Raw genomic sequence first — 20,071 nt, forward strand, 5'->3', positions numbered from 1 at the left:
AGGAGCCGACCATGCTGACGCGCAAGCAATTGGAATTGCTGGAGTTCATCAACACTCGCCTGCAACGGGATGGCGTTCCGCCTTCGTTTGACGAAATGAAAGAGGCGCTGGACCTGCGCTCCAAATCCGGCATTCACCGTCTGATCACCGCGCTGGAAGAGCGTGGCTTCATCCGGCGGCTGGCGCACCGCGCCCGCGCCATCGAGATCATCAAACTGCCCGAGGCGATGGAGAAAAAAGGTTTCACCCCCCGCGTGATCGAAGGTGACGCTCCCGCCCCCGCGCCGGCCGCTGCGCAGCCTGTCGAAGCCGCCCATGCGCTGGAACTGCCGGTGATGGGCCGGATCGCCGCCGGCACCCCGATCGAGGCGATCAGCGAAGTCTCGCATACCGTCGCGGTGCCGGGGTCGATGCTGTCGGGCCACGGCCATCACTATGCGCTGGAGGTCAAGGGCGATTCGATGATCGAGGCAGGGATCAATGACGGCGATGTCGTCGTGATCCGGGAGCAGACCACCGCCGAGAATGGCGAGATCGTGGTGGCCCTTGTCGAAGGGCACGAGGCGACGCTGAAGCGGTTTCGCCGCAAGGGCAGCATGATCGCGCTGGAGGCAGCCAACCCGGCCTATGAGACCCGCGTTCTGCCCTCAGATCAGGTCGAGGTGCAGGGGCGGCTGGTCGGTCTGATCCGCAGCTACTGAGCCGTCATCTGGTCCAGGGTCTGCGCCCCGCCCGATGTTTCGCACCGATCAGGATCGGCCCGTCCTTCCCTTCGAACACCGCGATGGCGCCGGTTCTGGCCAGGGCGCGCTGATCCAGGAAAACACACCCCTTCGGCAGCGCGCCGTCCAGCTTGCGGGCCAGGATGACCCAGCCCCGCCGCGCGCAGGCCGGTTCAAGCCTGTCGGCCCAGCCTCGTCCCGACAGTTGCACGAAAGAGCGGCCGGAGATTTCGGCGTGGATCATGCCCTTTTCCCCGGAGAACCCGGAACGGGCAAAGGCGTCATCCTGCAACGCGGCGTCGCCATCGTTTTCCAGCCAGCTTCGGGCCACGAACCCCTCGCCCGTGGGTTTGTTCAGCGCGCGCCCGGCCTCGCCCATCACCCCCAGCAGCGCCCCGCTTTCCGAAATCAGCAGCGCCGGCCGTTCGGTCTGGCCCCACAGAAACAGCGCCGCCACAACCGGCAGCAGCCCGGCCAGCCGCGCCCGCCCCTGCCACAGGATCAGCCACAGCATCCCCGCCGCCATCAGCGGCAGCACCGGCGCCATCGGCGTGACGACCGGCCAGGTCGCCCCGTCCAGCCCGGCCACGAACGCGGCCATCCCCAGGATCCAGATGATGCCCAGACGCATGATCTCGAGCCCGACGAAAGACAGGCCGAACGGCGCCAGCACCGCCGCCAGAACCGCCGCCGGAATCACCAGCGCCCCCATCAGCGGCACGGTCAGGACATTCGCCAGAAGCCCGTATTGCGCGATCTGGTTGAAATGCGCCGCCCCGATCGGCGCGGTCGCCGCCCCGGCCACGGCGGATGAGATGAACACCGCCAGCACCGGACGCGCCCAGCCTGGCGGGCGCGGCCGGGTTTCGGGCCAGTCGCGCGCCGCGCCGAACACCGCGACCAGCGCCGTGGTGGCTGCGAAAGACATCTGGAACCCCGGCTCCGTCAGGCTTTCGGGTTGCAGCACCAGCACGATCAGTGCCGCCATCGCCACCGCGCGCAGGGTCAGCGCCCGCCGGTCGAACAACACCGCCAGCAGCATCACCAGCACCATGATGAAGGCGCGCTGGGTGGCGATATTGCCGCCCGACAGTGCCAGATAAACGCCCGCCGCCACGATCGCCATCAGTGCCGCCAGCTTCTTGACCGGCAGGCGCAGCGCCAGCGGCGGGATCAGTGACAACCCGTAGCGCAGCGCCGCGAAGACGAAGCCGGTCAACAGCCCCATGTGCAGCCCCGAAATCGCCAGAAGATGCGCCAGATTGGCGTCGCGCAGCGCCTGCAGCATCGGCGCCGACATCGCCGAGCGGTCGCCGGTCAGGATGGCGGCGGCAAAGGCGCCTTCATCCCCCGGCATCCGGGCGCGGATCGCGGCGGAAATCGCCATGCGCGCGCGGTGGATCAAAAGCCCGCCCCGGCCCGCCTCCGCCGGGGCCATGGCCAGCACCGGCGTCCTTGTATAGCCAACCGCGCCGAGGCGTTCGAACCACGCCCGGCGCTGAAAGTTGAACCCGCCGGGTTCCGACGGCGCGGGCGGGGGCGAAAGATGCGCCGTCAGCGCCACCAGCATCCCGGGCTCGGGCACGATGAACCCCTGCGCGCCATGCAGCGAAACGCGGATGCGCGCCGGGGTTCGATCCGGGGCGTGCCGTTCCATCCACACCCTGTCCAGCGTCAGGCGCGGCGCGTCCGAGGCGGACCGGTCGATCCCGACCACGCGCCCCTGAACCGCGCCGTAAAAGCGGTATGTCAGCACCGGCTCCGCCACCAGATGCACCCGCGCCCCGGCCAGCAGGGAGCCCGCGCAGGTCAGCGCCAGCGCCAGAAACAGCGGCGCCCGCCGTTCCCCCGAGAGCCGTACGGCCAGCCCCGCCAGCAGGGCCCCCGCGCCAAGCGCCGCCCAGAGCAGCGCCGAAGGCTCCCGCGGCAGGGCGAAATAGCCGCCGATGCCGGCGGCCAGCATCACCGGCACCCAGCCGAACAGATGGCCCCGCTGGGCCTCCAGGGCATCGAGGGCGCGCATGCCTTGTTCTCCCCCGCCCGATTGCTTAATCAGGCGCCAACACTATCTCCCATTTGGTTGCCAGAAGGTTAACGCCCCCATGTCCGAGGCCCCGGTCGTCACCCGTTTTGCCCCGTCGCCCACGGGCTATCTGCATATCGGCGGCGCGCGCACCGCGCTGTTCAACTGGCTTTACGCGCGCGGGCGCGGCGGGAAGTTCCTGCTGCGCATCGAAGATACCGATCGCGCCCGCTCCACCCCCGAGGCGACGGCGGCGATCCTCAAAGGGCTGACCTGGCTGGGGCTGGACTGGGACGGCGACGCGATCAGCCAGTTCGAACGCGCCGGGCGCCATGCCGAGGTGGCGCAGGCGATGCTGGCGGCGGGCCATGCCTACAAGTGCTTTGCCACCCAGGACGAAATCGCCGCCTTCCGCGAGGCGGCGAAAGCGGCCGGCACCTCGACCCTTTACCGCTCGCCCTGGCGTGACGCAGCGCCCGACAGCCACCCGGACGCGCCCCATGTGGTGCGGCTGAAGGTGCCGCGCGATGGCGAGACCGTGATCCACGATCAGGTTCAGGGCGATGTCACATGGCGCAATGATCAGCTCGATGACATGGTTCTGTTACGTTCGGACGGCACACCCACCTATATGCTGGCTGTGGTTGTCGATGACCATGACATGGGCGTGACCCATGTGATCCGGGGGGATGACCACCTGGCCAACGCGGCGCGTCAGATGCAGATCTATCACGCGATGGGCTGGGCGGTTCCGGTCTGGGCCCATATTCCGCTGATCCACGGCCCCGACGGCAAGAAACTGTCGAAGCGCCACGGGGCGCTGGGGGTCGAGGAATATCAGGCCATGGGCTATCCGGCCGCGGCGATGCGCAACTATCTGGCGCGGCTGGGCTGGAGCCATGGCGACGATGAATTCTTCACCGACGAGCAGGCAAAGGAATGGTTCGGATTCGACGGAATCGGCAAGTCTCCCGCCCGGTTCGATTTCAAGAAGCTGGATAATCTTTCGGGCCAGCATTTCGCGGTTGCCGAGGATGCCGCGCTGCTGCACGAATTGGAGCAGTTTCTGGAAGCCACGGACGCCGCACCGTTGACGCCAGCCCAGAAAGATCGGTTGGCGCGGGCCATGCCCCACCTGAAATCCGGCACCCGAAACTTTCCGCAACTTATTGAAAAGGCGCATTTTGTACTGTCGGAGCGCCCCTTCATCCCGGATGAGAAAGCGGCGAAGCTTCTGGATAATGTATCCCGTGGTATACTGGCAGAATTGACGCCGCATCTGCAAAATGCTAGCTGGACGCGAGACGCGCTGGAAGAGGCGGTGGCCAAGGTGGCCGAGGCCCATGACCTGAAGCTCGGCAAGCTCGCTCAGCCATTGCGCGCGGCCCTTGCCGGACGTACGGTTTCTCCCAGCGTATTCGATATGATGATTGTCATCGGACGGGACGAGACATTGGCCCGGATCGCTGACACCAAGCCCTGAGCGGGCGAATTTCCCGCTCTTCGCGACGCCACACTGACCGGTACAGGGGATGTGCCGGTTATTCAGAGAGGGACAGGAATGCCTGACAGCACCAAGACCGCAACGCTGAGCTTCGGCGACAAGACCATTGAACTGCCGATGTATTCGCCCACCGCCGGGCCTGATGTTATCGATATTTCAAAGCTGTACGCCCAAGGCGGGGTCTTTACCCACGACCCCGGCTTCACCTCGACCTCTTCGTGCGAATCCACCATCACCTTCATCGATGGCGACAAGGGCGAGCTGCTGCACCGGGGCTACCCGATCGATCAGCTGGCCGAGAAATCCCATTTTCTCGAAGTGTGTTATCTGCTGCTTTACGGCGAGCTTCCGACCGCCGCGCAGCTCGAGGATTTCGAGTTCCGCGTCACGCGCCACACGATGGTGCATGAACAGATGGGCAACTTCTTCCGCGGATTCCGCCGCGATGCCCACCCGATGGCCGTGATGGTCGGTGTGGTCGGCGCGATGTCGGCCTTCTATCACGACAGCACCGATGTGAACGATCCCTGGCAGCGCGAGGTTGCCGCCATCCGCCTGATCGCCAAGATGCCGACGATCGCCGCCTGGGCGTACAAGTACACGGTCGGCCAGCCCATGGTCTATCCGCGCAACGATCTGGACTATGCCTCGAACTTCCTGCGCATGTGCTTTGCCGTACCGGCCGAGGATTACCAGGTGGACCCGATCCTGAGCCGCGCGATGGACCGGATCTTTACCCTGCATGCCGATCACGAGCAGAACGCCTCGACCTCGACGGTGCGCCTGGCGTCTTCTTCGGGCGCCAACCCGTTTGCCTGTATCGCGGCGGGCATCGCCTGTCTGTGGGGGCCTGCGCATGGCGGCGCCAACCAGGCCTGTCTGGAAATGCTGCGCGAGATCGGCACCGTTGACCGGATCCCCGAATTCATCGCCCGCGCCAAGGACAAGAACGACCCGTTCCGCCTGATGGGCTTTGGCCACCGCGTCTACAAGAACTTCGACCCGCGCGCCAAGGTGATGAAGAAATCCGCCGATGAGGTTCTTGATCTGCTGGGTGTGGAAAACAACCCCACGCTGCAGGTCGCCAAGGAGCTGGAAAAACAGGCGCTGGACGATCCGTATTTCGTGGACAAGAAACTGTTCCCGAACGTGGATTTCTATTCCGGCATCATCCTCGAGGCGATGGGCTTTCCGACCTCGATGTTCACGCCGATCTTCGCCGTGTCGCGCACCGTCGGCTGGGTCAGCCAGTGGAAAGAGATGATCTCGGACCCGACTATGAAAATCGGCCGTCCGCGTCAGCTTTACACCGGCGCCACCGCGCGCGATTACGTGGATGTCGAAAACCGGTAAGACCCCGGTGCACGAAGTTCAGACGGCCGCCCAACCCGGCGGCCGTTTCTGTTTGCCGCGACAGGTGGCAGGCGTCTTGCGCCTGCGTCGAGGCCATGTGGACTGTTTCTGCGCCATTGCTCGACTTGACCTTCCCCCTGCCTCATGGCCGCGTTGAAGCAGAAGATTCCGGGCTATTTTCAGTGGCAAGTGACAGGGCGGAGAACACAAGGTGTCTGACGACGGAAGGTCAGGGCCTTCTTTGGGTCAGGCAGCCAAGCGCCGAGCGAGCGCTTGGTGTTGCAGTGAAGGCGCCACCGACCGATCTCCTCCCCGGCATGGGACCGTAATCGGAACCAGTGCAACGTCAGGCCCTCGTCCCGCAACTTGCCATTGAAGGGTCCCAGGAAGCGTTCTGGACCGGTTTTCCCGGTTCGATGAACCGCAATCGGGCGTCCAATGCTCGAACCTCGCACAGCGCCCGGCTGATCCCCTCAGGACCACTGTCGAGGATGAGAGATCAGAGCAACCCGAACCGCGGCGCGAGGTTGTCAAGGACGCGCGTCACCCGGGCACCAGGGATCGAGACGTCGACGATCTGACGAGCGCAGAAGCGGCTGACCGCTTTTCTGACGGTGGCTCTGCCACAGATCCGCAGCTTCGTGGTGACTAGGGCTACTTTCCTTCATCACATCGCTTGAAGAGCTCGAGATTGGTCTCTTGCTCGTCTTGGCCGCAATCGACGCTGACCCGGCGGCTGTTCACTGGTTTGGGCGATTAGGTGGCTCCGACAATCGCAGCGATCTCAATCATGCTGAGAGACGTGTCGATCGTGTTTTTAGGGAAGGCGCAGTTGCTGAACCTTAGGCACTGAGTTCTTTCCCAGAACTTGTTTTGAAGTAGTGAAAACGGGAGTGTTTTTCCGCTCTGCCAGGGCAAGAGGTCGACTTTCCCGCATCAAGAAAGTTTCATCTTTCAGAGGCATCACTGCCTCCTACCTGCTTCCGAATTTGGTCACCTTTTTCGTAGCCGTGTGCCTTGCCGCCTTGGCCGCGGAAGTGCATCTGAAAGTGCCCGTCCGGGCAAGGCAAACGCAAAACCTCAAGACGCGGCCGCCGCCCGCACTTCCTCTTCGATCAGTTTCCATATCTTGTCGACAAATTGCACGAATTCGGGCGAACGCTTGACATCAAGATTGCGTGGCCGCGCAAGTACTATAGGTATCTTCTGCCTGACGGTACCGGGACGCGCTGAGAATACCACAACCTCGTCCGACAGAAACACGGCCTCGTCAATCTGGTGCGTGATCAGGATGACCGTCTTGCCGCTTTGCTGCCAAATCCGCAAAAGCTCGGTCTGCATGATCTCACGTGTCTGAGAATCCAGTGCAGCAAATGGCTCATCCAAAAGAATGATCTCCGGGTCCACTGCGAGACCACGAGCGACGTTGACGCGCTGGCGCATTCCGCCAGACAGTTGGTGCGGAAAATGGGTTTCAAAGCCTTTGAGGCCAGCGAGATCGATGAATTCCTGGGCGATCTTGGACGCTTCGCGCCACTTCATGCCGCTTAACGTCAGCCCGTAGGCGACATTCTGGATGACCGTCTTCCAAGGTAACAGAGAATCGTTCTGAAAAACGACGGCTCGGTCCTTGCCGGGTTTGGTTACAACTGCCCCATTGACCCGAACTTTGCCTGTGTCTGCGCTGAGCAGCCCGTCGATGATACGTAGCAGCGTTGATTTTCCGCTGCCACTTGCGCCCACAATTGAAACGAACGCGCCTTTCGGGATCGACAGGTCGATGTCACGTAGCGCCGCCACTTCGGTTTTGTCGCGGCGCACGAAGGTCTTGCTAACGCCATTAATCTCGAGGATGGGATGTGTGTTCATTCTTTTCTCCAGGGCGCCAGGCGCTCTTCCAGCCACTGAAAGATCATAGACCCGATCAACCCCATTGCGCCGAGCACGATCACATATGCCAGCAGCGTTGCCGTATCGAAGGTCTGACCGGCCGCCATCACCGCATAGCCAAATCCGGCAAACGAACCGAAGAACTCTGCAACGACGATGCCCACAAGCGCCCGCGCCCACGCCACCCGGATTCCGCTGACAATATATGGCAGAGCATAAGGCAGGCTGACTGTGGTGAAGGTCTGAATGTGGGTCGCGTTGAACGACCGGGCCGTTTCAAGCAGGTTCTTGTCCGTGGCGCGCAGGCCGGCTTCCGTCGTGACAACGACAGGGAAAACCGCGACCAGCATCACCAACACAAATTTCGATGAAAAGCCAAGACCCAGCCACGCTATGAATAGCGGCGCCAGCGCAATGATCGGCACCGAGTTCAAAGCCGACAGCATGGGGCCACCGATCAGCGAAAGCGCGCGACTGGACGCCAGGAACATCCCGATCAACACCCCGACGATTACCGAAAGAGGAAAAGAAACGCCGACCGCTAGGCAGGTTGCCCACGCGTTCCGCCGCATCTCTCCGCTACGGATTTCGCCAATAAATGCGTCCAAGACTTCAGCAGGTGGCACAAGCAGCATCCGGTTCATCACGATCGTCGCAGTGAGGATTTGCCAGATGATCAACACAGAAACGAGCGAGAACACTGCGCGAGACAAGGCCGCTGTTCGCGTCTCTCCGCTTAGGTAGTCCAGTATAGTCTTCATGATATTCATACCGCCGATTGGGTTTCAGCCCGAGCGACGGCCTGCAGGCCGGTCCCTTTCGACCCTACCACCTTTCCGTCTTTGTAGATGGTCTGTCCGCGAAGGATCGTCCGGACGGGTTTGCACTTGAACACCCGCCCGTCATAAGGGCTCCAGCCGCTCAGGCTAAGTACATCGTCATTACTGATGGTATATTCAGTCTCTGGATCGATCAGTACCACGTCGGCGTGATAGCCCGTTGCAATTCTCCCCTTATTCGCAAGCTTGAACAATTCCGCAGGCTTCGTCGACAGGACTTCGACCGCGCGCTCCAACGATATCTTTCCCTGCTGCGCCGCAGAAAGGAACATCGAGACATAGAACTGGGTTGAAGGCGTACCGGTATGCGCGCGCCAGCCGTCTTCCCAGCCAACCTCCTTTTCTTCCGCGAGGTGCGGGGCGTGGTCGGTAGCGACAATGTCGATCGTGCCGTCGTTCAATCCCTCCCAAAGGCCGGGCAGGTTCTTGTCTGGCACCCAATAGCTGAGCGCATAGGAGCCGAGCCGCTGGATTGCCGACCAGTCGTACCCCAGGAACAGCGCCCAAGGGTTAATTTCACATGTCACACGCTGTCCTCGGGCCTTGGCCTTGCGGATCATGTCCACACTGCCTGCGGTCTGGGTATGGAGGATGTGCAGATGGCATCCGGCGGCCTCCTGCAAGCGGAGAAGCGTACCGATTGCGGATTCCCAAATCAGCCCGTCATGGGCCGCATATGCTTTTGCATACGCCAGTGCATCGCGTTCGCCGCGATCCCAGAACTTCTTCTCGATCACATCCATCAGCGCCTGATCGTGGGGATGCACCATGAGCGGAACGTCAACAGCGGCACAAGCCTGCATAATCTCGAAGATCTTGCCGTGATCGTGCACACCGATCCCCGGCATGTGCGGATAATTTCGCCCGGTATCGACGACCATGAAGATCTTGAAAGCACCGATACCTTCGCCTGCCATGCCGGCAATTTCCTCGGCAACGGTTGGCGCCGCATTGAAGTTCCAGTCAACAACGGAATCCTTTCGATAAAGGTCGAATTGTTTTCTCAGCAATTCCAGCGTGTTGGGCGGAGGTGTTACGTTAGGCATCGCGACGCTGGTGGTCACACCACCTGCTGCGCACTGCTGTGTCGAAGTGTAAATCGTATCCTTGTATTCAAAACCCGGCTCTGTCCCTTCCCGGTGATGCGAATGCATGTCGATCACCCCGGGTATTACCCAAAGACCCGAGGCATCGATGACTTCAACCGCGTCCGGTTCCTCCCCGCATGCGTAGAGCCCCGCAATCAGCCCGTTGTTGATTCCGACAGACTGCTCCGAAATGGCCTCCGAAGTCACAACGCGGCCGTTGCGGATGATTGTATCGATGCGGCTCATGACGTTGCTCCAGTCAGTTCGAGTTCGGAAAGAATAGAAGGGGATGCCGAAGGTTTGCGCGCCGACCGGATGATGTCGAAGACTTCGCGCACGAAGGACTCCGAAATGGCTTTGGTGATGAAGACCACCCGGCTTTGCCTCGTGCCGTCCGGCCATTGCTCTAGTGCGAATGGCGGATGGAAAAGTTTTTGAACCGATTGCACAACAATCGGTTGATCCGTGTTCTCTATCTCCAGAATTCCCTTGACCCGCAGGATGTCTTCGCCATGTGCAATGACCAGAGCGTCCATCCAAGCAGCGACCTCCTGCCAGCGAAGGGGTTCATCGAAAGTCAAAACGAACGAGCCGATTTCTGAATTGTGCCGGTTGAGGTCATGGCGATGGTGGTGACGGTCGTCTTGCTTCACGACGTCTGCATTTTGCCAATATTTCGGACCGTTGAACTGCGCCGATGTTTCGAGAGAACCAGAGCCGAGGATCGCCGACAGCGCCAACGGGGCGCTCGGCGCGGTGTTGTGGATCGGAGCACCCGGATTGAGTGTCTTGAGTGCATTGGCGACGTTGACATGACCCTCCGCAACCAGATCGCCCTTTGTGATGACGATGTCGTCGGCGACGGCAACCTGCTTTGCAGCTTCCGCATGGCGGTCAATCGTTGAGAGGCCCTGCGGGGCTTCGACCGTGGTGATGATTTTGGCAAGATGGAAATTGCCGCTAACCGGCGTGGTCATCAGGGCCTGAATGACTGGCACTGGATCGGCAAGGCCGGTCGTCTCGATGACGACCGCATTGAAATGTCGAACCTGGCCCTGTTGACGTTTCACAAAAAGTGCCATCAGCGTCTCGACCAAAGAGCCGCGTACAGTACAGCAGAGACAACCGGTCGTCAGTTCGATCGTATCTTCGTCGCTCTTGGAGATCAGGTCATTATCTATGCCGACCGCTCCGAACTCATTCACGATGACCGCCACATCGCTGAATTCAGGTTGCTTCAGCCAATTGTTGAGAAGTGTGGTCTTGCCGCTGCCAAGGAACCCGGTCAGCAGGTATGTGGGCGTTGCCAATATCGCCATGTTCACTCTCTGGTTTTTCTGTGGTGAAGGGGGCAACGGCGACGCTGTATAGCCGCCGCTGCTTGAGCCGTGGCTAGTCAGCCAGGTAACTGCTGTCGTAGTAATCGGAAATTCTCAGTTGCTGGGGCGTCCGTCCTTCGAGCTCTGCATTGATGTTCTCGATGTTCTGCAAAGACGCTTCCGGCATTTCAAAGTTGACACCGATCGCCTTCTGCTGCTCCACGATAAATTCGTAGGATGCCGCTGCAATTTCGGGTTCTGCTTTGGTGAATTCGGTTAGAATTCGGATCGCTTCGTCCTTGTTGGCCGGATTATTAATCCAGTTCGCCGCTTCCTGCATCGCCTGCGTAAGATCGGCGGCGGCTTTGGGCTGCTCGGCAGCCCAGTTCTTGTTTATGATCAACGGTGTCTGCAGATAAGGCTCTGTAAAGTCGGCCAAAAGGTTCATGCCCTCACGCGTTGCAAGCGCATCGAACGGCGCAATGAGCAAGGCCCCGTCAACCTGGCCGTTGGCAAGCGCCACGATCCGGTCGCGCGAGTTAGGAATCGCAACCATCTTAACGCCGCTCGTGTCGACACCAGCCCGTTTCAGTTGATACAGCATCATGTTCGCGGTGCCACCCGTCACCGCCCCGGCGGTAACGTTCTTTCCAGCGAGCCCCGCCGGGCTGTCGATGCCTTCTACGGCTACCATGCGCAGAATGGTTTTCTCAAGCACCGCACCCGTGATGACGATCGGAGCCCCCTTGTCGATTGCGCGGATAACGAGATCGCCCAGCGAAATTCCCGCCTCTACGCTGTTGGAAGAGACCGCCTGCAACAAGGCTGGGCTACTTTGGGCACGCAATACCTCGACCTGCAGATCCCGGGAGGCGTAGAAACCCTCTTCCTCGGCGATGGCGTGCAGCCAAAGCAGCGCACTCGGGGCAAGCATCGCCACTCTGACAGTCTCGGCATGTACGCTTGATATCGTCGCGGCAGCGATCGTTGCCGAAAGCAGTAAAGTTCGGACGGTTCGGACAACAATGTCGTGAAATATATTCATTCTAGACCTCCGTGTCAGGATCAAAGGATGGGGCAGCTTTCATGCCGCCCTTTCATTACCTGAAGCCTAGGAATCAGCTCAGCGCGAGTCAAACAAAATTCCTATAATTTGCGAAATTTGTAATTTTTTGATATTTGCAAAGATGAATTTTTTTGCATTATGGCGACGCAGAGGATGGACGGAGTTGACCAATGGCGACTGAAAACAAGACACTTGCGGTGATCGAACTCTTTACCGAGAACCGGCCTGTCTGGACTGCGGATGAAGTCGCATGCGAAATCGGAATTTCCATAAGCACCTCTTATCGCTACATAAAAGAGCTATGCGCAAGCGGCTTCCTGGATTCGGTCAGGCCGGGATCGTTTGCCTTGGGCCCTGCTTTCATCCAGTACGACTACAGGATGCGGCGTAACGATACGCTGATCCAACATGCCGCCCCGCACATGCGACAACTGATCGAGGACACTGATCCGCGCTCGGATATTGTGTTGTCGCGCCTCTTCAACAATTGCGTGCTCTGCATCCACCAGGAGAACGGGCCCGAAGTTCATGAGCCTACCAGATACGTGCGTGGTGTCGCGATGCCACTCTTCGTCGGCGCCACATCACGCGTAATTCTGGCACATCTGCCGGATCGGACCCTCAAGAGGCTCTATCTGGACAACGAGGCTGAGATCCGCGCGCGGAGCCAAGAGCAAACCTGGAAGGCTTTCAAACAAGACCTGCGCACAATACGTAGAGATGGATACTGCCTGACCGTATCCGAAGTCTCAAAAGGGCAAGCCGGTCTGGCTGCCCCAATCTTCCGGGGCGAAAGTGTTGTCGGATCAGTAAGCTTCGTTGCCGGGGAGGCAAGTTTCGAGAACTTGCGCGCGCACATGGATCTCGTCGCCAGGGTGAAATCTTGCGCAGCCAAAATCGAGGCATCGATTTAAGGTTGCACTGACAATTTTGTTGGCTGGGATGCTTCCCCCGGGATTAGGGCCGGGTTGATCCAGAATCTTCCGATTGGGTTTGAGTGTTGAGCGACAGTGTGGAGACCGCAAGAGTCTCAAGCGCTGGCGCGGTGGTTTGCATCAGAAACTCCGATGGGGACAGGTATCCGAGCGCCGAGTGTGGGCGCGCGACGGGCTGATCTACGTGCAGGAAGACAAGGCCGAGGACGATACGCTCACTGGCGAGCCCCTGTTCGGCGCGGGGGCGGCCAACCCCGAGGAGGCCGGCATCGTCGCGCTGGACCCGGACACCGGCGAGATCGTCCGCATCGCCAACGTCGACCGCGGTGTGGTGCTCGACGGTTCGATCGCCGACCCCGGTCTCGCAGTCGATGTCGACGCCGGCATCGCCGGCGCCTGGGAGAGTTCGGGCATCCTCGAGGTTTCCGAGCTGTTCGGCATTGATGACGGGTCACTGTTCCTTGCCACCGTGCAGGCCCACGGCATCGAGGATCAGGCGGCCTTCAACGCGGAGAGCCGGCTCACCGACGCGGATCTCGTGGAAGGGGGGCAGCTGCTGTTCCTCGCCGACGCGTTCCTCTTCGCCTGACGTGCCGGCGGCGAATAGCGGATTCCGGCGGACATGCATTGTCCGCCGGACCCATAGCCTGACGCGCCTGAGGGGCGCCTGATGCGCCAACAATCACCGAAAGATCGGGCCACGCCCTCGATTATCGCTGCCGACCTACTCGAACGATCGTTCGAAGCGGAAGGCCCGAACCAGAGATGGGCCGTTGATCACCTGCATCTATCTGGGCGGTGGAGGGCAGGCGTTACGTTGCGGCTGTCATCGACCTGTCAGGTGTCTCTGCGCCCCCCATCTCGCGGCAAATTTCGCCCACCGTCGTTCCGGCTTCTGCCTGCCTCAGCGCACAGGCAATCTGTTGGCTGGAAAATCAATCCTTCGGTGTCGGTACGCTCCCCGCGCTTGCCGGAAATACACGCAAAATCTGGCACTCAGTTCGGAGCAGTTGCAAAGGTCAAAAGAAAAAACCGCGTAGCAGCTGCTGGCGGACATCGACTTAGTTGGTGCGAAAGACCGTTCATCCCCCAACCCCGCCTATCGCCCCTCGAACCGCGCCGGGCGCTTTTCCAGAAAGGCCAGAACCCCCTCCTTGAAATCACGGGTCTCTCCGCAGGCGCCCTGAAGGCGGGCCTCCAGTGCAAGCTGTTCGTCCACCCCGTTGCCAAAGGATGCCCGAAGCGCCTGTTTCACCCCCGCATAGGCCTGCGTCGGGCCAGAGGCGAGGCTGGCGGCACGGGCCTGCCAATGCGCGGCGAACGCGTCCTCGGGGACCACCTCCCAGATCATGCCCCAGTCCACGGCCTGCCGCGCCGTGACCGGCTCGGCGAACAGCGCGGCCCCCATGGCGCGGGCGAACCCGATCTGCCGCGGCAGCCAGTAGGTGCCCCCCGCGTCCGGGATCAGGCCGATCCGGGTAAAGGCCTGCTGAAAGCTCGCGCTCTCGGCCGCGATGACCACATCCGCCGCAAGGGCCAGATTGGCCCCCGCCCCCGCCGCCGGCCCGTGCACCGCCGCGATGGTCGGGATCGGGCAGTCAAACAGCCGGCGCAGCATCGGCTCGTATTCCTCGCGCAGGGTCCGCTCCAGATCAAGCTGGGCGGCATTGCCCGCGTCGCCCAGATCCTGCCCCGCGCAAAACGCGCGCCCTGCCCCGGTCAGCACCAGCACCCGCGCGTTTTCCTGCCCGATGCGCACGGCATGCTCGATCTCCGCCCGCATCTGGCTGTTCAGCGCGTTCATCACGGCCGGCCGGTTCAGCGTCAGCACCGCCACGTCATCTTCGATATCCAGAAGGATGGCCTGATAGTTCATCGCGTCACTCTCCCTGCCCGTGCCTTTGGCGCAGCATAGGCCGGGCGGGCGGGCAGGAAAGCGAAACCGGGGGTTACTCGGCCATAATTTCGTTCAGCCGGGCCTGCTCGGCCTCACTCAGGCCCTCACCGGGCGCCTCCGCGGCCTTGCGCCGGCGCGCGACATAGGTCCCGCCGATGCCAAGCGCCAGGATCAGCATCGCCGGCCCCGCGACCCAGAGCACCAGGTTGGCCCCGCTGGCGGTGGGTTTCAGCAGCACATATTCGCCGTAGCGATCCACGATGAAGGCGATGGCCTGTTCGTCGGTGTCGCCCTCGACCAGCCGCTCGCGGACCAGCAGGCGCAGATCCTTGGCCAGGGCCGCGTTGGATTCGTCGATGCTCTCGTTCCGGCAGACCAGACAGCGCAGCCCCTTGGAAAGCGCGCGCGCGCGCGCCTCAAGCGCCGGGTCGGTCAGCACCTCGCCCGGTTCGACGGCGAAGGCCGGGGCCGAAAGGAACAGCGTCAGCGCGAGGATCAGGTATTTCATCACGCTCACTCCGCCGGAACCGCCGCGGGGCGTGCAGCCGCCTTGGCAGCACCCGCCGCGACCCTGTAGCGCCGGTCCGACAGGCTCAGCACGCCGCCGAAGGCCATGATGATGGCGCCGGTCCAGATCCAGTTGGCAAAGGGTTTGAGATAGGTCCGCACGGCCCAGCCGCCGTCATTCTGCGGATCGCCGATCACAAGATAGATATCGCGCAGGATGCCGTTGTGAATCGCGGCCTCGGTGGTGGGCATGCCCGCCACCGGATAAACCCGCTTTTCAGGAGTAAGCTCATAGAGCTTGGTGTCGTCGCGCCAGACAGAAATGGTGCCCTGCGTGGTGACATAGTTCGGCCCCTGCAGGCGTTGCACATCGTCCAGTTGAATGCCCCAGTCACCCACCTGAAACCGCTCGCCGATACGGGTGACGCGGATATCCTCCTGCTGCCAGGCGGTCAGGGCGGCGACGCCGAAGATGGTGACACCAAGCCCGGCATGGGCCACCGCCTTGCCCCAGTCGGCGCGTGGCAGCCGGGCCATGCGGCGCAGCCGCGCGCCGATCGCGCCCCGCCCCGTCCGGCCAAGCAGATCGACGACCGACCCCGCCACCAGCCATGTGCCCAGGAACAGCCCCACGGGCCCCAGCGACGACCGGCCGGTCTGCATTGCCCAGGCCAGCGCCCCCAGCGCCAGCGCCAGGATCAACGCCCACCGCAGCTGTTTCAGGGCGCGGCCGATCCGCGCCCGTTTCCACGGCAGGATCGCGCCGACGGGCAGGATCAGTGCCAGGATGACCATGAAGGGCGTGAAAGCCATATCGAAGAACGGCGGCCCGACCGAAAGTTTCCGGGCGAAGGCCATCTCTGCCACCAGCGGCCAGATCGTACCGATGAACACCACCAGCGCCGAGACCGCCAGCAGCACATTGTTGAGCACCAGCGCGGTTTCACGGCTGACCACGCCGAACACGCCCTTGGCCTGCATCACGCCGGCGCGGGCCGCATAGAGGATCAGCGCGCCGCCCATGAAGACGGCCAGAATCATCAGGATGAACACGCCGCGCTCCGGGTCATTGGCAAAGGCATGCACCGATGTGATGACGCCCGAGCGCACGATGAACGTGCCGATCAGCGAAAAGCCGAACGCCATGATCGCAAGCAGGATGGTCCAGCTTTTCAGCGCCTCGCGCTTTTCCACCACGATGGCCGAATGCAGCAGCGCGGCGGCGATCAGCCACGGCATGAAAGAGGCGTTCTCGACCGGATCCCAGAACCAGAACCCGCCCCAGCCCAGTTCGTAATAGGCCCACCAGCTTCCCAATGCGATGCCGACGGTCAGGAACATCCATGACAGCAGGGTCCAGGGCCGCACCCAGCGCGCCCACGCGGCATCCACCCGCCCCTCGATCAGCGCGGCGACGGCGAAGGAGAAGCAGATCGAAAGGCCGACATAGCCGAGATAAAGAAACGGCGGATGAAAGGCGAGCCCCGGATCCTGCAACAGCGGGTTCAGATCCTGCCCGTTGAACGGCGGGATCGCCATGCGCACGAACGGGTTCGAGGTGAACAGGATAAAGGCGAAAAACGCCACGGCGATTGCGCTTTGCACCCCCAGCACCCGGGCGCGCAGCGTGGGCGGCAGGTTGCCCCCGAACCATGCCGCCAGCGCACCGAACAGTGTCAGGATCAGCACCCACAGCAGCATAGAGCCTTCGTGATTGCCCCAGACGCCTGACACTTTGTAGAGCATCGGCTTGGCGGTGTGTGAGTTCGCCACCACCAGTTGCACCGAGAAATCCGAGGTGACGAAGGCATGCGTCAGCGCCGCGAAGCTGACGGCCGTCAGCAGGAACTGCACGGTCGCGGCGGGCTCGGCCACGGCCATCCAGCCGCTCCAGCCCTTGTGGGCGCCGACGAGGGGAACCACCATCTGCACGATGGCGACGGCGAAGGCGAGGATAAGGGCGAAGTGGCCAAGCTCTGTAATCATGGTGCGGATACTAAAGCCAATGTCGGCCAAGGCCAACTGTCATCGCCTGCGGTACCGCGCCACAGTTTCGTGAGCCGGCTCAGCCCTGGCCGAGTACCAGCATCGCGCCCGCCGCCAGCATCGCCAGGCTCAGCAGATCGCGCCCGCCGGCGCGGCTCCACTGGTCAAACAGGCTGAGCGCCGACAGACCCGCGATCAGCGCCGCAAGACAGGGGATCATCGGCCGCGCCTCCAATCCTCCAGCGCCGCATTCGGCGCGGCGGCCACCGCCACCGGAGCAGGGTCCGCGCGCAACAGCTCAAGCCCGCTGATGTTCTGCGCCACCTGCGGCGCGCGGGCCACGGTTTCGGCGATAGAGCGTTGAAACTCTTGCCCTTTCGTCTGATGCCGCGCGCCGAAATAGAAAGAGATGATGGCGCCCAGCAGCCACCAGAGCGGCTCCGGCACCAGCGCGATGCCCTGCATCCGCGTCGCGAACCAGATCGGATCGACCATCGCCGACACCAACAGCGCGATGGTGCCAAGCGCCAGCGCCGGGCGCGGCAGGCGGTTGAGCCCGTCGATGATCCGGTCGAACAGCCCGCGTTCGACGCGGGCAAATTCCGCGGTGAACTGCGCCAGCGCCGCGTCGGAGCGCGCCAGATCACGCCCCGCGCCCGCTTCCGCGTTTTCGCGAAACACCTGCGCCGTGTCGCGCAGAACATTGCGGCCATTGCCGAACAGCAGCGTCAACATCCCCTCGATCAGCCCCATGCCCCTGTCCTTTCCGCATGTTCCGCCTCGGTCAGGTGGTAGGCCGGCGCGATGAATTCCTCGGCCCGGCGAATCCACCCGCCCTTGCCGCCATCGCGGCGCATTGCGTATTTGCGGCTGGCCGGGCGGCTGTCGGCCAGGGCGTAATAGTAGTTGCGCCGGGCAATGCCATAGGCATCGGCGATGTGCCGGGGCGCGGCGGCAGCGGCGGCATGGGCGGCGGCGATGGTCTGCGGCCCGATCGCGCCATCGACCGTCACCGCCTGCCCCATCTCGTTCAGCAGCCGCTGCAGAATGCGCACCGCATTGGCGCCCGCGTTGACATACATGTCGAACACAGAGGCCCGCAGCACCTCGGGCAAGGCGTCGATCCGGGGCCGATGATAATAGTGCTCGATGAACAGGCGCTCGGCCTGCTCGCGCGTCAGGCGCTTCACGTCTTCGGCGGTGACCTGCCCGTCGCCCGTCAGATCCATGCCCAGCCGACGCATCGTGCCGATCGTCACGCCGTATTTCGTGGCGCCACCCGGATCGTCCGGGTCATTCACATAGCCGCCCTCACGGGCGACAATGGCCTTCGCGATTTCTTCCACAGACAACATGAAAACCCCCGAGCCTTGCGGAACCCGGGGGAAATTTCGGCCATATCAGGTTAAAAAGCTGCTCAGCTACCGTTCGGTTCCTGGTAGACGCCCTGCTCCTTCAGCGCGTCCACAACCTCTTTCGGCATGTAGCTTTCGTCATGTTTGGCAAGGATTTCAGACGCTTCAAAGACACCGTTGATGTAACGACCGGTGCCGATCATCCCCTGATTCTCGCCAAACAGATCCGGCAGCACACCGGTAAAGGTAACAGGTACCGTGGCCCCGCCATCGGTAACGCTGAAGCGGATGGTTTCGCCCGCGCCGCGCTGCAGCGTGCCTTCCTCGACCAGCCCGCCGATGCGGAACACCTCGTTCGCGCGTGGCGGTTCCTCGACGACCTGCGAGGGCGAGCGGAAGAAATTGATCCCGTCGCGCATGGCATATCCGATCAGCGCGGTGGAAATCGCCAGTGCCGCAAAGGCCACCAGAACGATCTGCACCCGCCGTTTCTTCTTGAGTCCATGCATCTTTCGCCTCCTCCTCAGGGGAAGACCGGTGCCAGCATCAGGCCCGCGGTCTCTTCCCCCCCCAGCATCAGGTTCGCGTTCTGCAACGCCTGCCCCGACGATCCCTTGGTCAGGTTGTCCAGCGCCGCGATCACCATGACCCGGCCCGGCAACCGGTCCGCCACCACGCCGATATGCACGAAATTCGAACCGCGCACATGTTTGGTCGACGGATGTTCGCCCATCGGCAGAACCTTTATGAAAGTCTCATTTTCGTAGGCCTTTGCCAAGGCGTCATGCACGGCTGCGGCATCACCGCGCAGATAGACGGTGGCCAGGATACCCCGGTTCGCGGGGATCAGATGCGGGGTGAACTGCACCTGCACCGGCCGGCCGGCGGCCTTGCTGAACTCCTGATCGAACTCGCCCAGATGCCGGTGCGTGCCACCCGCCGCATAGGCCTGATAGCCTTCGGACAGCTCCGCATGCAGCAGGTTTTCCTTCAACGACCGGCCCGCGCCCGATACCGCAGCCTTCAGGTCGATCACGATTTCATCAAGGTCGATCACCGCCGCTTCGATCAGCGGTCGGATGGCATATTGGCCGGTGGCGGCGTTGCAGCCGGTGCCGGCCACCAGCCGCGCGCCGCGGATCTCGTCGCGGTAGAACTCGGTCAGGCCGTAAACCGCCTCTTTCTGCAACTCCGGCGCGGCATGGGGTTTGCCATACCATTTTTCATATTCCACCGGATCGCGCAGACGGAAATCGGCCGACAGATCCACGACCTTCAGATGGCGCGGCAGCCCGGCGATGACCTCCTGCGAGGTGGCATGCGGCAGGGCGCAGAACACCAGATCGACGTCGGCAAAGTCGATTTCTTCGATCCGCACCAGCGTGGGCAGCGTCAGGTGGCGCAGATGCGGGAACACCGCGCCCATCGTCATCCCGGCCTTGCGGTCGGCCGACAGGGCGGTGATCTCCATCGTCGGATGGGTGGCGATCAGCCGGACAAGCTCTGCCCCGGTATAGCCCGAGGCGCCGAGGATGGCGATTTTATGGGTCATGGCGCGACCTTCCGGAAATGTTGCTGTGGATGTAG

At 62.3% G+C, this 20,071-nt stretch carries 19 protein-coding genes and 1 pseudogene; 5 read left to right on the forward strand and 15 right to left on the reverse strand.

Annotated elements, in window-relative coordinates:
* Nucleotides 1–11: 11 nt before the first annotated feature.
* Nucleotides 12–701: a transcriptional repressor LexA gene (gene lexA / locus TQ29_RS10615; RefSeq protein ID WP_054539133.1), complete on the forward strand. Its 690-nt coding sequence runs from the start codon at nt 12–14 to the stop codon at nt 699–701.
* 4 nt (nt 702–705) lie between these two features.
* On the opposite strand, the gene TQ29_RS10620 is transcribed toward lexA, so the two are convergent.
* A complete protein-coding gene (locus tag TQ29_RS10620) occupies nt 706–2,745 on the reverse strand; it encodes a ComEC/Rec2 family competence protein (RefSeq protein WP_054539134.1) in 2,040 nt (679 codons plus the stop codon).
* 79 nt (nt 2,746–2,824) lie between these two features.
* Between TQ29_RS10620 and gltX the strand changes: the two genes are divergently transcribed.
* Both gltX and gltA read left to right on the forward strand, forming a co-directional pair.
* A complete protein-coding gene (gene gltX / locus TQ29_RS10625; RefSeq protein ID WP_054539135.1) occupies nt 2,825–4,228 on the forward strand; it encodes a glutamate--tRNA ligase in 1,404 nt (467 codons plus the stop codon).
* A gap of 78 nt (nt 4,229–4,306) precedes the next feature.
* The gene (gltA, locus tag TQ29_RS10630; protein WP_037208420.1) at nt 4,307–5,602 is read left to right on the forward strand and encodes a citrate synthase; all 1,296 of its coding nucleotides are present in this window, start codon (nt 4,307–4,309) and stop codon (nt 5,600–5,602) included.
* Between the two features lie 1,080 nt (nt 5,603–6,682).
* On the opposite strand, the gene TQ29_RS10635 is transcribed toward gltA, so the two are convergent.
* From TQ29_RS10635 to TQ29_RS10655, 5 genes are all read right to left on the reverse strand, one after another.
* Complete coding sequence (locus tag TQ29_RS10635; protein ID WP_054539136.1) at nt 6,683–7,471, reverse strand: ABC transporter ATP-binding protein; 789 nt, start codon at nt 7,469–7,471, stop codon at nt 6,683–6,685.
* Nucleotides 7,468–8,253: an ABC transporter permease gene (locus TQ29_RS10640; RefSeq protein ID WP_162231822.1), complete on the reverse strand. Its 786-nt coding sequence runs from the start codon at nt 8,251–8,253 to the stop codon at nt 7,468–7,470. The genes TQ29_RS10635 and TQ29_RS10640 overlap by 4 nt, the downstream gene beginning before the upstream one ends.
* Before the next feature lie 5 nt (nt 8,254–8,258).
* Nucleotides 8,259–9,665 carry a dihydroorotase family protein gene (locus TQ29_RS10645; RefSeq protein ID WP_207722679.1) on the reverse strand — a complete coding sequence of 469 codons (1,407 nt, stop codon included), beginning with the start codon at nt 9,663–9,665 and terminating at the stop codon, nt 8,259–8,261.
* The gene (locus TQ29_RS10650; RefSeq protein ID WP_082386603.1) at nt 9,662–10,738 is read right to left on the reverse strand and encodes a GTP-binding protein; all 1,077 of its coding nucleotides are present in this window, start codon (nt 10,736–10,738) and stop codon (nt 9,662–9,664) included. The genes TQ29_RS10645 and TQ29_RS10650 overlap by 4 nt, the downstream gene beginning before the upstream one ends.
* 73 nt (nt 10,739–10,811) lie before the next feature.
* Nucleotides 10,812–11,783, reverse strand: coding sequence for an ABC transporter substrate-binding protein (locus TQ29_RS10655; protein WP_054539138.1), 972 nt, complete (start codon nt 11,781–11,783; stop codon nt 10,812–10,814).
* Between the two features lie 191 nt (nt 11,784–11,974).
* On the opposite strand from TQ29_RS10655, the gene TQ29_RS10660 reads away from it, so the two are divergent.
* A complete protein-coding gene (locus TQ29_RS10660) occupies nt 11,975–12,718 on the forward strand; it encodes an IclR family transcriptional regulator (RefSeq protein WP_037208426.1) in 744 nt (247 codons plus the stop codon).
* A 178-nt stretch (nt 12,719–12,896) separates the two neighbouring features.
* A complete protein-coding gene (locus tag TQ29_RS10665) occupies nt 12,897–13,328 on the forward strand; it encodes a hypothetical protein (RefSeq protein ID WP_054539139.1) in 432 nt (143 codons plus the stop codon).
* Between the two features lie 223 nt (nt 13,329–13,551).
* Here TQ29_RS10665 and TQ29_RS21290 read toward each other — a convergent pair.
* The 9 genes and pseudogenes from TQ29_RS21290 to argC all read right to left on the reverse strand — a co-directional run.
* A pseudogene (locus TQ29_RS21290) lies at nt 13,552–13,662 on the reverse strand (hypothetical protein); the annotation flags it as partial.
* Between the two features lie 176 nt (nt 13,663–13,838).
* Nucleotides 13,839–14,615 carry an enoyl-CoA hydratase-related protein gene (locus TQ29_RS10670; RefSeq protein WP_054539140.1) on the reverse strand — a complete coding sequence of 259 codons (777 nt, stop codon included), beginning with the start codon at nt 14,613–14,615 and terminating at the stop codon, nt 13,839–13,841.
* 73 nt (nt 14,616–14,688) lie between these two features.
* A complete protein-coding gene (locus tag TQ29_RS10675) occupies nt 14,689–15,144 on the reverse strand; it encodes a cytochrome c-type biogenesis protein (RefSeq protein WP_054539141.1) in 456 nt (151 codons plus the stop codon).
* Between the two features lie 5 nt (nt 15,145–15,149).
* Nucleotides 15,150–17,129 carry a heme lyase CcmF/NrfE family subunit gene (locus tag TQ29_RS10680; protein WP_054540405.1) on the reverse strand — a complete coding sequence of 660 codons (1,980 nt, stop codon included), beginning with the start codon at nt 17,127–17,129 and terminating at the stop codon, nt 15,150–15,152.
* Nucleotides 17,130–17,208: 79 nt separating this feature from the next.
* Nucleotides 17,209–17,349 carry a hypothetical protein gene (locus tag TQ29_RS20680; RefSeq protein ID WP_157445571.1) on the reverse strand — a complete coding sequence of 47 codons (141 nt, stop codon included), beginning with the start codon at nt 17,347–17,349 and terminating at the stop codon, nt 17,209–17,211.
* Complete coding sequence (locus tag TQ29_RS10685; RefSeq protein ID WP_054539142.1) at nt 17,346–17,882, reverse strand: holin family protein; 537 nt, start codon at nt 17,880–17,882, stop codon at nt 17,346–17,348. The genes TQ29_RS20680 and TQ29_RS10685 overlap by 4 nt, the downstream gene beginning before the upstream one ends.
* Nucleotides 17,873–18,484, reverse strand: coding sequence for a holin-associated N-acetylmuramidase (locus TQ29_RS10690; RefSeq protein WP_054539143.1), 612 nt, complete (start codon nt 18,482–18,484; stop codon nt 17,873–17,875). The genes TQ29_RS10685 and TQ29_RS10690 overlap by 10 nt, the downstream gene beginning before the upstream one ends.
* A 62-nt stretch (nt 18,485–18,546) precedes the next feature.
* Nucleotides 18,547–18,993, reverse strand: a complete 447-nt coding sequence (gene ccmE, locus TQ29_RS10695) for a cytochrome c maturation protein CcmE (RefSeq protein WP_054539144.1) — start codon at nt 18,991–18,993, stop codon at nt 18,547–18,549.
* A gap of 14 nt (nt 18,994–19,007) precedes the next feature.
* Nucleotides 19,008–20,036, reverse strand: coding sequence for an N-acetyl-gamma-glutamyl-phosphate reductase (gene argC, locus TQ29_RS10700; protein ID WP_054539145.1), 1,029 nt, complete (start codon nt 20,034–20,036; stop codon nt 19,008–19,010).
* Nucleotides 20,037–20,071: the final 35 nt, after the last annotated feature.

Source organism: Actibacterium sp. EMB200-NS6 (genome assembly GCF_001305615.1).
Taxonomy (GTDB): Bacteria; Pseudomonadota; Alphaproteobacteria; order Rhodobacterales; family Rhodobacteraceae; genus Actibacterium_A; species Actibacterium_A naphthalenivorans.

Excerpts from the sequence above, each read along its gene's own strand:
- lexA (WP_054539133.1), top strand. The coding sequence starts at position 12 with ATGCTGACGCGCAAGCAATTGGAATTGCTGGAGTTCATCAACACTCGC.
- TQ29_RS10620 (WP_054539134.1), bottom strand. The coding sequence starts at position 2,745 with ATGCGCGCCCTCGATGCCCTGGAGGCCCAGCGGGGCCATCTGTTCGGC.
- gltX (WP_054539135.1), top strand. The coding sequence starts at position 2,825 with ATGTCCGAGGCCCCGGTCGTCACCCGTTTTGCCCCGTCGCCCACGGGC.
- gltA (WP_037208420.1), top strand. The coding sequence starts at position 4,307 with ATGCCTGACAGCACCAAGACCGCAACGCTGAGCTTCGGCGACAAGACC.
- TQ29_RS10635 (WP_054539136.1), bottom strand. The coding sequence starts at position 7,471 with ATGAACACACATCCCATCCTCGAGATTAATGGCGTTAGCAAGACCTTC.
- TQ29_RS10640 (WP_162231822.1), bottom strand. The coding sequence starts at position 8,253 with ATGAAGACTATACTGGACTACCTAAGCGGAGAGACGCGAACAGCGGCC.
- TQ29_RS10645 (WP_207722679.1), bottom strand. The coding sequence starts at position 9,665 with ATGAGCCGCATCGATACAATCATCCGCAACGGCCGCGTTGTGACTTCG.
- TQ29_RS10650 (WP_082386603.1), bottom strand. The coding sequence starts at position 10,738 with ATGGCGATATTGGCAACGCCCACATACCTGCTGACCGGGTTCCTTGGC.
- TQ29_RS10655 (WP_054539138.1), bottom strand. The coding sequence starts at position 11,783 with ATGAATATATTTCACGACATTGTTGTCCGAACCGTCCGAACTTTACTG.
- TQ29_RS10660 (WP_037208426.1), top strand. The coding sequence starts at position 11,975 with ATGGCGACTGAAAACAAGACACTTGCGGTGATCGAACTCTTTACCGAG.
- TQ29_RS10670 (WP_054539140.1), bottom strand. The coding sequence starts at position 14,615 with ATGAACTATCAGGCCATCCTTCTGGATATCGAAGATGACGTGGCGGTG.
- TQ29_RS10675 (WP_054539141.1), bottom strand. The coding sequence starts at position 15,144 with ATGAAATACCTGATCCTCGCGCTGACGCTGTTCCTTTCGGCCCCGGCC.
- TQ29_RS10680 (WP_054540405.1), bottom strand. The coding sequence starts at position 17,129 with ATGATTACAGAGCTTGGCCACTTCGCCCTTATCCTCGCCTTCGCCGTC.
- TQ29_RS20680 (WP_157445571.1), bottom strand. The coding sequence starts at position 17,349 with ATGATCCCCTGTCTTGCGGCGCTGATCGCGGGTCTGTCGGCGCTCAGC.
- TQ29_RS10685 (WP_054539142.1), bottom strand. The coding sequence starts at position 17,882 with ATGGGGCTGATCGAGGGGATGTTGACGCTGCTGTTCGGCAATGGCCGC.
- TQ29_RS10690 (WP_054539143.1), bottom strand. The coding sequence starts at position 18,484 with ATGTTGTCTGTGGAAGAAATCGCGAAGGCCATTGTCGCCCGTGAGGGC.
- ccmE (WP_054539144.1), bottom strand. The coding sequence starts at position 18,993 with ATGCATGGACTCAAGAAGAAACGGCGGGTGCAGATCGTTCTGGTGGCC.
- argC (WP_054539145.1), bottom strand. The coding sequence starts at position 20,036 with ATGACCCATAAAATCGCCATCCTCGGCGCCTCGGGCTATACCGGGGCA.